The organism is Nostoc sp. JL23 (assembly GCF_017115065.1).
Taxonomy (GTDB): Bacteria; Cyanobacteriota; Cyanobacteriia; order Cyanobacteriales; family Nostocaceae; genus Nostoc; species Nostoc punctiforme_A.
Map to the genome: position 1 here is coordinate 1 of NZ_JABXKN010000082.1, position 11,739 is coordinate 11,739.

The window sequence follows — 11,739 nt, forward strand, 5'->3', positions numbered from 1 at the left end:
CTCAATCAAAGCCAGTCATCCCCCGATTACTCGGTTTAGACTGAACGAATCGCACTCAGGGTTAACGTGCGTCCTCGTGTTTCATGCTGCTCTAACCGTTGCTCGACAATTTGGGCAATCTGTTCGAGTTCCTGCAACATTTCACTATGATCACTTAAGTCTCTAGCAAACGAGTTTTCTGCACCAACTGACTTACGAACCCGATTTGCCTCAACTGGGCGGTCATCTTCTGCCCTGGCAATCTTATAGTAATAATGACTTGCTTTACCAAAGTGGTGTGTTAACTCAGTCAGCGATCGCTCCTTTAAGTCTGCGCCAGTATGAATGCCGAGCGAGTGCATTTTCGCTGCCGTAACCTCTCCAATGCCGTGGAACTTCTCAATCGGCAGCTGTTCTACAAAGGCGATCGCTTGCTCTGGTAAAATCACTGTCAACCCATTCGGCTTGTTCTGCCCTGATGCCATTTTTGCAAGAAACTTGTTAATCGACACGCCTGCGGTTGCCGTCAACTGGGTTTCTTGGAAAATCGCAGTTTTAATATGTCTTGCGATAGTAGAAGCGTAGGGGATACTTTGCTTATTCTCAGTCACATCCAGGTATGCTTCATCTAGTGCAACCCCTTCCACTAAATCACTGTAGCGTTTGAAGATAGCGTGGATTGTAGCAGAAATCTCTCGGTAAACGTCGAATCTTGGTCTGACAAATATCAGTCCAGGGCATTTTGCGATCGCTGTTACTGAAGGCATTGCTGAGTGAATCCCAAACTTACGAGCTTCATAGCTAGCTGCTGCAACCACACCTCGCTGATTGGGACTGCCACCGACGACTAACGGTTTGCCTCGGTAGCTAGGGTTGTCCCTCTGTTCCACCGATGCGTAGAAGGCATCCATGTCTACGTGAACTATTTTCCTAGTTTTAGCGACAGATTCTTGTCCCAAGGGTAGCTCCACCACAAACAGTCTCATTTTTTACGCACTATGCCACGAGCAAAAAAAATCCTAAACTACAAATCTTATAGTACACTAGCACTAGTCTCGTCATCTAAGTCCCCCACCATTTAGTAGAACCCTTTGGTGGCAATTCTTTATCCCCCATTAATGCAAAAATAATTGATAATTTTTTAACAGTACTGTCTGTTTACCCCATCTCCTCAATATCCACAATATGAATATCGACCGATTGCAAGAACTTAAGCAGAAACTCACGAATGACGCAGACTTGTCCGATATTTGGCTATTTTACATGGATCATTTTGCGGATCTACCGGAATTCACTGACCTGGGTGAGCCTGCCTATAATGAATATCTAGATGCCGTCCTCCAAAAAACTTGTCAGCAGATGTTTGACAGGGCAATAAAGATTAGTGACTTTTTGCTGATTTACATAGCTCCATATCATTTATTTCATGGAGCTTTCTTTCTTGAAGGGCACATTGGGGGTGTGATTTATTTCGAGGATATAAAAATTGGGTTAATTGCAGTGTCGGCAGATTATCCCCCTACGGATGCGGTTAAGTATTCACGTTTTACTGAGATGATTCAACTGTCTGCTCCTAATGGCAATGACCGCAATTGAGAGAAAGACAACTTATAGATGTTTCAAGAACTGCAAGTTTATCTTCGGGTAGTAATTCTGCTCGGTACTCTGTAATTCCAACTTGCTGGGCAATTTGCTTGGCAACAGCAGTGCGATCGCCTGTCAACATTACCAACCGCTTTAATCCAACCCGCCTCAATTGTCGCAGGGCTTCTGTAGCTTCCAAGCGGATGCCATCAGAAAGTGCGATCGCTCCCAATAACCCTTCATTTGTCCCTATCAGCACCGGAATTTGACCGAGTTGTTCAATTTCAGTTAACAAAGATTCCGCTTCACCAGATAAGCAAATACCTTGGTCTAAAAACAACCTTTGATTGCCTATGAAGTACAACTGCTCCCTCAAGTTCGCCTGAATCCCTTTCCCAGGTAGTGCTGTAAATTTAATAGGTGCTTCTAACTCCATGCCTTGCTCATGAGCCTTGGCTACAATTGCCTTGGAGAGCGGATGCTCAGACTGTTGCTCAACTGAAGCTGCAATCTGTAACACCATGTTTGCGCTTACCTTGCCAAGGTCATAAACCTTTTGTACAACGGGTAGCCCTTGCGTAATCGTACCAGTTTTATCAAAAGCAAAAGTAGTCAAACGTCCGGCGGTTTCCAGCGCATTACCCCCTTTGAATAAAACGCCCTTACGAGTTGCTGCACCAATGGCGCTGACAATTGAAACAGGAGTAGAAATTACTAAAGCACAGGGGCAAGCTATTACTAACATCACTAGCGCCCGATAAACCCAGACGTTAAAAGGTTGAGCAAAAGCCAAAGGCGGAATTAGGGCAATGGCGATCGCAATCAAAATTACAATGGGTGTGTAGACAAGAGCAAACCGATCCACCCACTGCTGAGAAGGAGCGCGACTTCCTTGAGCTGATTCTACCAAATGAATAATTTTAGAAACAGTTGTATCACTAACAGTGTGAGTTACTTTAACTTCTAAAAAGCCTGATTGATTCAATGTTCCAGCAAAGACAGTATCGCCTGGTGCTTTATCTTCTGGAATTGACTCTCCTGTAATTGGCGATTGGTCAATGGCACTGCTGCCAGAAATAACTATGCCATCCAACGCCACGCGCCCTCCGGGTCGAAGCGTCAAAATTTCACCAACTTGAATGCTTTCAACGGGAACTGTAACTTCTTTATTCCCTCGCTTGATAGTAGCAGTAGGTGGAGTTAAATCCATGAGAGCGCTGATAGCATTGCGCGTGCGACCAAAGGTAAAAACTTGCAGTGTTGTACCTAAAGAAAACAAAAACAGGACTAGCGTTGCCTCAAACCAGTCCCCCAAAATTACTGCCCCAATAACTGATATGGTCATCAGCAGATTCATATCGGCACGGCGCAAGCGCAACTCAAACAAACCTGCCCGTGCAATAGGATAGCCTGCAATTACTATGCCAATTCCATAAAAAGCCCTTGCTATCCAGATCGGTAATGCCAAATGTTGAGTCAGCAAACCCAGGACTAACCCCAATCCCGCTAAAATTACGCTCTGTCCTCGGCGGTTGTTAATCCAGAATTTCCAGCTTGCTGGGTCGCGTTTTTGAGTTGGTTTCGAGACTGAATTATCGTGGTCACGACTGTGGGTATGTTGATGAGAGCTTATCTCACCAATCTGTTCAAACGTATAACCCAGAATCCGAACTCGATCTGAAATTGTCTGTTCATTTACCTGTTGCGGATCGTAAGATACCTGCATTCTTTCAGTCGTAAAGCTAACCGATACCTCTAAAACTCCGGCAATTTGCTGCAAGCCAACCTCAACAGTTTTGGCACAGCTGCCACAGTCCATCCCACCGATTTTTGCTTGTAGTTTTTGAGGAGAAGCTACTTCCAAATGCTCATGGTCGCTGTCATGGGAATGGGTGTGATGGTGGTCATGGTTGCCATTACAGTCAGAGGTGTGATTATGAGGCTTTACTTCATGACTCTGTTCAACTGTATAACCTAAAGTTTTAACTCGGTCGTAAATTGTTTTTTCACTAACCTGTTGCGGATCGTAAGATACCTGCATTCTTTCAGTCGCAAAGCTAACCGATGCCTCTAAAACTCCAGCGATTTGCTGCAAGCCAACTTCAACAGTTTTGGCACAGTTGCCACAATCCATCCCACCGACTTTTGCCTGCAACTTTTGACTAACGTCCGCTTCAACGTGGTCGTGATTATGGTCGTGTTCACCTTCACAAGAATTGCTGTGATTATGAGACTTTAGTTCATCACTCTGCTCAACTGTATAACCGCCTTGGGTTATACAATTTATAATTTCAGCTTCTCTCAGGATCTCCGGGTTATATAAAACTTTGGCTTTTGCAGTCGCAAAGCTCACTGATGCTTCCATCACACCGGGTAGCTGTTGCAAGCTGGCTTCAATCGTTTTAGCACAGCTTCCGCAGTCCATACCATCAACTTGCAAAAACTGGGTTTTGAAGGAAGGGGTTTGAGTCATAGCAGCTTTACATAAAAAACTACAAAGTTAACTGCCAATATCTTACTACAACAATTGAATAAATATTCAACTGTACAATGGTTATCATTTTAGATATTATGAAATTGATAACCATTACTTACGCACAAAAGCATGAACAAGGGCAAGGCAAAGCAAGACTTCGACAACCGACAAAATCCTGATGTGCCAAGCTGTGACACTCATTTGGTGCATTTAGATAATGTGCGTTCAACTCAAACGCAAATCTTAGCAACTTCTAAAGCACAGCAAATAGCAGAAATTTTTGCAATCCTATCAGATCCGAATCGCCTACGCCTCATCTCAGCTTTGGCTTTCCAAGAGTTGTGTGTTTGTGATTTAGCTGCATTAACAAAAATGACGGAATCAGCTGTTTGTCACCAGCTACGTTTATTTAAAGCGATGCGTTTGGTCAACTATCGTCGAGAAGGTAAAAATGTCTATTACAGTTTGGCTGATAGTCACATCATTAACCTATACCGTTCTGTAGAGGAACACTTAGATGAATCAAATCTTTAGTTGCTGATTGGTCATTTTTTTACCTCCCATAATTAATTATTGTGCAACTTGATTGCAAAAAAATTCTTTACGAACTTCAAATCTTATTAGATTTTTGTTCTAGCAAAAGTATAAAAACATACAAGACTTATTGGTGTGAGACAAGATTTCACAAGTAAAAATCTTGAGAAGATTAATATTCATGCCAGATATTCCCAAATAATGAGAAGAATATGAAAAGATGAATTATGAAAATAATATGAAAATATTAAACGGCAAAGTAAATGACTCCCCCAGAAAAGAGACCTAGCTTACCAGAGGTTCACCGCAGTATAAAAGTCCCTAACACCAAAAGCTTTTGGCGCAAGATGCTGGCTTATGGAGGCCCAGGGTATTTGGTTTCAGTCGGATACATAGACCCTGGAAACTGGGCAACAGATATAGCTGGGGGGTCAAAGTTTGGTTATACTCTGTTAACAGTGATCCTGCTGTCGAACCTGATGGCAATATTGCTGCAATCTTTGTGTGTACGTTTGGGAGTTGCTACGGGGCGAGATTTGGCGCAGGCTTGTCGGGATTATTTCGGACGAAGGGTAAGCTTTTGTTTGTGGATACTATGTGAGATTGCGATCGCCGCTTGTGACTTAGCTGAACTACTGGGAAGTGCGATCGCCCTGCAACTTTTATTTGGTATTCCCTTGCTATGGGGTGTGTGCATCACTGCGCTGGATGTCTTGGTATTGCTATTCCTGCAAAGTAAAGGCTTTCGCTATACAGAAGCCCTGGTAATAATGCTGGTAGCAACCGTAGGCATCTGTTTCACAGCAGAAATTCTGTTCTCTCGACCTGATATGGGGGGGATAATGCTTGGATATCTGCCCAAGAAAGAAATTTTACAAAACCCAGAAATGCTCTACATTGCTATTGGCATTTTAGGAGCAACAGTGATGCCTCACAACTTATATTTACACTCATCTATTGTGCAAACCCGTGATTGGCAACCTACTACTGAAAAAAGATGGGAAGCAATTAAGTTTGGCACAATTGATTCAACTTTTGCTCTATCTTTGGCACTGTTTATCAACTCAGCAATTTTAATTGTGTCTGCCGCAACATTTCATTTTTCTGGTAATCAGAATGTGGCAGAAATTCAAGATGCTTACAAATTACTTTCACCATTATTAGGTGTTAGTGCTGCTAGTGCTATTTTTGGCATTGCCTTACTTGCTTCCGGGCAAAGTTCAACACTAACTGCAACTCTGGCTGGGCAGATTGTCATGGAAGGCTTTTTACAATTTCGCCTTCCATCCTGGTTACGGCGTTTGATTACCCGTCTGCTTGCTATTATTCCAGCGTTGATTACAATTATTATCTTTGGGGAAAATAGCACAAGCCGCCTCATAGTTCTAAGTCAAGTTATCCTTAGCTTGCAGTTACCGTTTGCAGTGATTCCATTGGTGATGTTTACAAGTAACCGTTACTTAATGGGAGAGTTTGTAAATCCCCTGTGGCTAAAATCTCTAGCTTGGTTAGTTGCTATTATTATCGTCGGTCTAAATGTTTGGTTGCTATTACAAAGTATTTTGGGTTGACTGGGTTTCAAGCTTTAAACTGCTTAGGATGGATCTAGTCAAGAACAATCTCGTGTATCTGTCTTGACTTTTGTCAAAAGGGCTACGGTGTACACACAAGTCTTGAAATCCCACCTAAAACTTGGTTTCGTTGCCCTAACCTTAAAATTAGCGGGATAAATGGAGTTTCTAGTTGCCCAAAATTTCGGTATTTACGGGGCTTGACGCTGCGGGAATATAGGTGAAGTATTCACCAATTTTGAATTCTGATTGCTTTTTCTCTTCAATTTCTTCAATCATGTTCTGAATCAATAATTCGTGGGAAAAAATAACCATTACCTCTTGCTGTGATAATGAATTCTGGGTCGTTGGGGTCGGATTCTACCTTTGTCCGCAATCGTGAGATATGCACATCTACTACACGGGTATCTGTATTCATCTCTGGTATAAAGCCCCACAATTGTTGTAATATTTCTAATCGCGAAAAAATCTTTCCTGAATGATTCACTAACAACTCTAATAAGCTAAACTCCACACCTGTCAACCGAATGCGTTGCTCATTTTTATGGACTTGCCGCTTACTTGTATCGATTTTCAGGTCGCCTGCATGAATTATCCCAGAGTTAGGAATAGTATTGATACTGGTTTTGTGGGAGCGCCGTTTTAGTACACAGGCAATCCGAGTTTCTAATTCCTTGGGTGAGAAAGGTTTTGTCATGTAGTCATCAGCACCGAGTTCCAGCCCAGTGATTCGGTCTGCTACATCTGCCAAGGCTGTTAGCATGATAATTGGTACGTCTGATTGTTTCCGCAATTCTTGACAGACACCATAACCATCGAGCTTTGGCATCATCACATCCAGAACTATCAAATCAGGGGTCAACAGGTGAAAAGCTGACAAAGCTTCTTCACCATCACTAGCTGTAACTACACTGTAGCCAATCATTTCTAGACGCGTCTGTAAAATTCGGCGAATGCTGGCTTCGTCATCTACTACTAAGATTGTGCCTTTATCACCTGATAAGTTTCTCAACGCTGTTCCCAATGAGCGAGAACTCTTAACCATCCATTATCTGCTTATTAGGAGTCAAAACTGCAAAACAATCTTCAGGTACAGTCATGAGGAAAGAAGCGATCGCTTAATACTTGCATCTGTGCAACAGATTATGCTGGGACATCTACCCGAAAACAGATTTGTACACAATTAATAAATTCTTCTGCAAGGGACTCGTATTTTCCATAGTTTTGCAGTAGAGTGTTTATTCTATGCAATTATTAATACCTATCTTCTTGCAACTTTACTCAGACAAATTTTAAACCAATGTCTTCCAGGGAACAGCCAATGAAAACTTCTAATGAGATACATACAAAGAAAATTATCAAAAAATCTGATAAGCTTACCCTGAGACAGATGAAGCTAATCGAGGAGGCAGAAGACCAACTTTTTGAAGCTAATACTGTCAATTCTCCAGCCCCTGTGGTTGAGGTTGAGGAGAAACCAGTAGCGATTCCAGAGCCTAGAGTTCCTGACTATATTCCATTTTTTGACAATCCTCCAGTACAATCTGTGGGTAACTCCGGCTGGCAGGTTTCTGATGTCTGGCGGGATATTCGGGTAGATGATTTTTGTGGGTAGACCCCCATGATTACGAGCGCTCATGCATCTATACCCTCTGTACCCTTTTCAATTGCATTGGTTGAATCTATGTCTGACTCCTGATTTGATAATCGTTCAACCATCTGTATTAAAGCTAACTGCATGTGATTTGAACTAAAAAATGAGATTTTAACTCATGATATGCTTCAGAAATGAGTATCCAATTTATAGTTCACTTTTATTATTCGAGTTTTTTACTAATAATGATTATCGTGTAGGGGATAAAAAGACTGATGCAAACGTCGCTTGTATCAATACTTCAGCTTGATTATCATTATTATTCAGCTACGATTTGAGTAGGCGATCGCCAAACAACAGAGCGATCGCTTGGACAATGAAATATTTTATTTTTACTCAGATATCTACTAAAACAAAAGTTTTGAACCATAACATGGGTATTTGAACCATATTTTGAATTGAAAGTTTAAATTAGAGCAATTTTTTCAGAGATTTTTTGTACAAGTTTTGTCCAAATGTGTTTTTTCAACTCATTCTCTAATTATGATTCAGAATTTCAACTCTCTCTCATGATTTGATGCAGAGTTTAATTTTGTGATCGGCGCGAAAGCCTGAATTCTCGTTAATTTTTTTCTAATTTATGGATCAAAATTTTTCCCACATTATGATTCAAAGGACACTGCATTTCTGGCGTAAATTCCAACTTACCAGAACGCAGATGTAAATCTAACTGAGCAAGAGGAATTTCAATTTCTCGTTGCTGTAATACTTCGTAAATAATGTAGTATAAATCACTTTTGAGCAAAAATTGTTTATTAGGTTCCGCAGTCCAGACTAATAACTCAAAATTTAAGGTATTGTTGCCAAACTCTTTAAACAGTACTAGAGGCAAAGGAGTCTGCAATACATTGGGATGCTTAGAAGCAGCCTCTAACAGAGCAGATTGCACTGCTTTGGGATCTGAGCTATAGGCAACGCCAACGGGAAGATGAAGGCGAGAAATCGGGCAAACATAAAGACTCTAACAAAATATTTTTACTTCCGCTAATTAATATTAACTAGATTTTATCGAAATCAAATTATTTTTGTAATGGTTTCTATTAGCATCGCTTTTCATGGACTAGAGACACTCAATTTGTCAGGTAGGATAGGAGACAGGATAATAAGAGTGATCCTCTATAGCAGTTCAATGGGTAAACGAAAGAGAAAAAATCACAATACACCCTTCCCTTGGATGGTAAAAGAAGAAAATCTGTTCATTGCTCCTACTGGTAACGAAATAGTTACAGATGCTGGATGGGAGAAAATTTCATTTGAAGAAGCCAGAAAACTATTTAGTACCGAAACTTTTCAAGAGTGGTACGAACTGTTCTTAGAAAATACAGATATCTCGGAAATACTTTCAGAATCTAACGTAGATATAGATTTAGATGATGAATCAGCAATAGATAACTTTTTAGAAAGGAGCAATTGGACACCAAAACAAGTCAATTTAGTTGTAGCGAAGGCTATCTATAAAAATCATGCCTGGGTGAGAGGATTGCTGATTTCTACACCTGATGTTGAAGAATCCCATTTTCACAATTATGAAATGGAGGCAATTCGTTTAGGAGTCCAATTGCGAAAATACATCAAAGAGGATATTCCAGTAATTAATGACTGCAAAAATGCTGTCAGATATTTACATGGGAGATACGCCCTCATTGGCTGGCAACCAAGAAATTGTGTGACAGCAGCTCACAACCTAAAAATATCTCAAGCTACTAAGGTTTATAATGAACTTCTCTGGGATGAAGATTGGGTAGATGAAGAAGACGAAATTTATTAGTCAAGAACAAGAAACTCTACAACAGTGGAAAATATACTCCCCATTACTGATGACCACTTAATGAAATTCAAAATTAAAAATTCAAAATTAAAAATTAATAGGAAAGAAATTTTGAATTGATTCATTTGGGATACAAGTCCCTAATTTCAATTAGGAAAAAAATCAAACACGTAGTATCGATATTCAAGCCCCCGCATAAATGCGTGGGGTATTAATTTTGAATTGATAATTTTGAATTTTGAATTGTTTTGACTGGATAATAATAGAGTTGCCGGGAAATAAGACCAGAAATCTTTGAAGAGCTTAAGAGCGATGGCGTAACCGCTATGAGCCGATGGCGATCGCTCTAATAATAACGTAGCGTAGATGCGGCGTACAGGCTCTTTCAAGCGATTTATGGACGGATGCTTGGAGCGGGGTAAAGCACTTAACAGAAATTGTTGAACTTTTTTATTCCCATAGACTAAGGCAACCGCCTGAGCAACTTTTGTAAACTATCTTTGCACTCAGTCAAAGTTATAGTTGCATTGTGCCTATAATAACTTACGGCTAACCATAACTGGAAGTTAGCACCCTGTAAATGGTTATCGCTTGGATGACGCATCAAAGACGATACTAAGACAAGCAAAATTTATCGGCAGCGGAATAGTTTATATTCCGTTGCCAACATGCACCCTCCGCGATCGCATTGTGGGTTTGCAGACTAAGTGAAATTTTTTAAACGCAAGAATAAGGGTTTGAGCAACTTTTGTTGCAGACTAAATGAAATTTTTTTGCAGACTAAGTGAAAAATTCCCCCTAAATTCGCAGACTAAATGAAATTTTCCACAAAATGGACATAAAACGTCTCAATTCATTACCGCACAAGGCTTTGAAGCAAAACTTTGATTGTAGCGATCGCTCTGGGGCTACGAAAGAATCAGGGTTGCACAAGTAGATTTTCAATTAGTCTGCAACAGAATTTCACTTAGTCCGCACAAATTTCATTTAGTCTGCAAACGGACAGCATGTTGGTGAAAGTGTTATGTATCAAGGAAAGTAGTTTTTATCGTAGTTTTTGCCGGATAAAAGATAAGAGTACCTTATTTTGCGTTGTAGTCTTGTATTACAACGTAATCTAAAGCATAATGTGAGCAAACTACTTTAATGGTTTCAAGCATGGCAAAACCAACCACTCAAATACCAGATGAACTAGTCAAGCGTTTAAAACCAAAGCAAAACTGCTTACCCCAATTGCTTTGGTTATTCATTGGATAGTTCGTATGGCTCGTGATTTATTCCACAATATTGTGAGGACTGCACTAGAGAAAGATGGTTGGTCAGTTACAGACGATCCGCTAAATATTCGGTGTGGTGGAGTTGATGTTCAGATTGATTTAGGTGCAGAACTCCTAGTAGCTGCGGAAAAAGCTGGGGAAAAAATAGCAGTTGAAATCAAAAATTTTGTCAGTGCATCGAAAATTTCAGAATTTCACATGGCACTAGGACAATTTATTAATTATCGGACTGCATTACGTGCAGAAGAACCTTCGAGAAATTTATATTTAGCTGTACCATTGGTCACTTATAATGATTTTTTTAATTTGCCTTTTATTCAAACTGTAGTCAACGAAAACAAATTGAAGTTAATTATTTATAACCTTGAGACTGAGGAAATAGATCAATGGATAAGTTAAATGAATACCGTACAAAAGTTAAGCAATTATTAACTAAGTATATTGAGTACAAGCCTAGTTATGGAGATGTAGAAGTCGAACAGATTTTTGACGTAGAGTATGACCATTATCAAATTATTAGCATTGGATGGAACAATCAAAAACGGATATATGGCCCAATAATGCACCTAGATATCAAAAATAATAAAATTTGGATTCAACAAAATACAACGGAAGTAGATATTGCTTTAGAATTGATAGAAATGGGTGTACCTAAACAAGATATTGTCATCGGTTTTCATACTCCTAAAATGCGCCAACTATCGGGATTTGCTGTGGAATAAACATGATGCAAAATGCAGAATCTTTGCCACTATTGCGATTGAGCATATATTAGTTAATAGAGAGCTATGAGGTAACAAAAAGATTACTTTACTTTGTATAAAATCGGGTAAAATTTTGTGGCTCTCCAAGAGTAGTTATGTTAAAATAACATGAATAAACAAAATAACCATCAA

At 40.0% G+C, this 11,739-nt stretch carries 11 protein-coding genes; 7 read left to right on the forward strand and 4 right to left on the reverse strand.

Going from position 1 to position 11,739, the window contains the following annotated elements; genetic code table 11:
- Positions 1–35 precede the first annotated feature (35 nt).
- Positions 36–953, reverse strand: a complete 918-nt coding sequence (dinB, locus tag HWQ42_RS17150; protein ID WP_292814233.1) for a DNA polymerase IV — start codon at positions 951–953, stop codon at positions 36–38.
- A gap of 211 nt (positions 954–1,164) precedes the next feature.
- Here dinB and HWQ42_RS17155 point away from each other — a divergent pair, with 211 nt between their 5' ends.
- Positions 1,165–1,575, forward strand: coding sequence for a hypothetical protein (locus HWQ42_RS17155; RefSeq protein ID WP_292814236.1), 411 nt, complete (start codon positions 1,165–1,167; stop codon positions 1,573–1,575).
- Here the strand turns inward: HWQ42_RS17155 and HWQ42_RS17160 are convergent.
- Positions 1,553–4,036, reverse strand: a complete 2,484-nt coding sequence (locus HWQ42_RS17160) for a heavy metal translocating P-type ATPase (RefSeq protein WP_292814239.1) — start codon at positions 4,034–4,036, stop codon at positions 1,553–1,555. The two genes, HWQ42_RS17155 and HWQ42_RS17160, sit on opposite strands and share 23 nt — an antisense overlap.
- Before the next feature lie 132 nt (positions 4,037–4,168).
- Here HWQ42_RS17160 and HWQ42_RS17165 point away from each other — a divergent pair, with 132 nt between their 5' ends.
- Together HWQ42_RS17165 and HWQ42_RS17170 are read left to right on the forward strand one after the other, a co-directional pair.
- Positions 4,169–4,573 (forward strand): helix-turn-helix transcriptional regulator, encoded by a 405-nt coding sequence (locus tag HWQ42_RS17165; RefSeq protein WP_292814242.1) that lies wholly within the window; start codon positions 4,169–4,171, stop codon positions 4,571–4,573.
- A 263-nt stretch (positions 4,574–4,836) separates the two neighbouring features.
- Positions 4,837–6,144 carry an Nramp family divalent metal transporter gene (locus tag HWQ42_RS17170; protein WP_292814245.1) on the forward strand — a complete coding sequence of 436 codons (1,308 nt, stop codon included), beginning with the start codon at positions 4,837–4,839 and terminating at the stop codon, positions 6,142–6,144.
- Positions 6,145–6,415: 271 nt separating this feature from the next.
- On the opposite strand, the gene rpaB is transcribed toward HWQ42_RS17170, so the two are convergent.
- On the reverse strand, positions 6,416–7,189 hold the full coding sequence (gene rpaB / locus HWQ42_RS17175; RefSeq protein WP_292814247.1) for a response regulator transcription factor RpaB: 774 nt from the start codon (positions 7,187–7,189) through the stop codon (positions 6,416–6,418).
- A 276-nt stretch (positions 7,190–7,465) separates the two neighbouring features.
- Between rpaB and HWQ42_RS17180 the strand changes: the two genes are divergently transcribed.
- The gene (locus tag HWQ42_RS17180) at positions 7,466–7,759 is read left to right on the forward strand and encodes a hypothetical protein (RefSeq protein WP_292814250.1); all 294 of its coding nucleotides are present in this window, start codon (positions 7,466–7,468) and stop codon (positions 7,757–7,759) included.
- Positions 7,760–8,360: 601 nt separating this feature from the next.
- Here the strand turns inward: HWQ42_RS17180 and HWQ42_RS17185 are convergent.
- Positions 8,361–8,741: a mechanosensitive ion channel family protein gene (locus tag HWQ42_RS17185; protein WP_292814258.1), complete on the reverse strand. Its 381-nt coding sequence runs from the start codon at positions 8,739–8,741 to the stop codon at positions 8,361–8,363.
- A gap of 186 nt (positions 8,742–8,927) precedes the next feature.
- On the opposite strand from HWQ42_RS17185, the gene HWQ42_RS17190 reads away from it, so the two are divergent.
- The 3 genes from HWQ42_RS17190 (at position 8,928) to HWQ42_RS17200 (ending at position 11,565) form a co-directional block, all read left to right on the forward strand.
- A complete protein-coding gene (locus HWQ42_RS17190) occupies positions 8,928–9,566 on the forward strand; it encodes a hypothetical protein (RefSeq protein ID WP_292814252.1) in 639 nt (212 codons plus the stop codon).
- A gap of 1,262 nt (positions 9,567–10,828) precedes the next feature.
- Complete coding sequence (locus HWQ42_RS17195; RefSeq protein WP_292814254.1) at positions 10,829–11,242, forward strand: element excision factor XisH family protein; 414 nt, start codon at positions 10,829–10,831, stop codon at positions 11,240–11,242.
- Positions 11,230–11,565: a XisI protein gene (locus tag HWQ42_RS17200; RefSeq protein ID WP_292814256.1), complete on the forward strand. Its 336-nt coding sequence runs from the start codon at positions 11,230–11,232 to the stop codon at positions 11,563–11,565. The genes HWQ42_RS17195 and HWQ42_RS17200 overlap by 13 nt, the downstream gene beginning before the upstream one ends.
- The last annotated feature ends 174 nt before the right edge of the window (positions 11,566–11,739 follow it).

Coding starts and splice junctions, on each gene's coding strand:
- HWQ42_RS17190 (WP_292814252.1), top strand. CDS start 8,928: ATGGGTAAACGAAAGAGAAAAAATCACAATACACCCTTCCCTTGGATG.
- HWQ42_RS17165 (WP_292814242.1), top strand. CDS start 4,169: ATGAACAAGGGCAAGGCAAAGCAAGACTTCGACAACCGACAAAATCCT.
- HWQ42_RS17160 (WP_292814239.1), bottom strand. CDS start 4,036: ATGACTCAAACCCCTTCCTTCAAAACCCAGTTTTTGCAAGTTGATGGT.
- HWQ42_RS17155 (WP_292814236.1), top strand. CDS start 1,165: ATGAATATCGACCGATTGCAAGAACTTAAGCAGAAACTCACGAATGAC.
- HWQ42_RS17195 (WP_292814254.1), top strand. CDS start 10,829: ATGGCTCGTGATTTATTCCACAATATTGTGAGGACTGCACTAGAGAAA.
- rpaB (WP_292814247.1), bottom strand. CDS start 7,189: ATGGTTAAGAGTTCTCGCTCATTGGGAACAGCGTTGAGAAACTTATCA.
- HWQ42_RS17170 (WP_292814245.1), top strand. CDS start 4,837: ATGACTCCCCCAGAAAAGAGACCTAGCTTACCAGAGGTTCACCGCAGT.
- HWQ42_RS17180 (WP_292814250.1), top strand. CDS start 7,466: ATGAAAACTTCTAATGAGATACATACAAAGAAAATTATCAAAAAATCT.
- HWQ42_RS17200 (WP_292814256.1), top strand. CDS start 11,230: ATGGATAAGTTAAATGAATACCGTACAAAAGTTAAGCAATTATTAACT.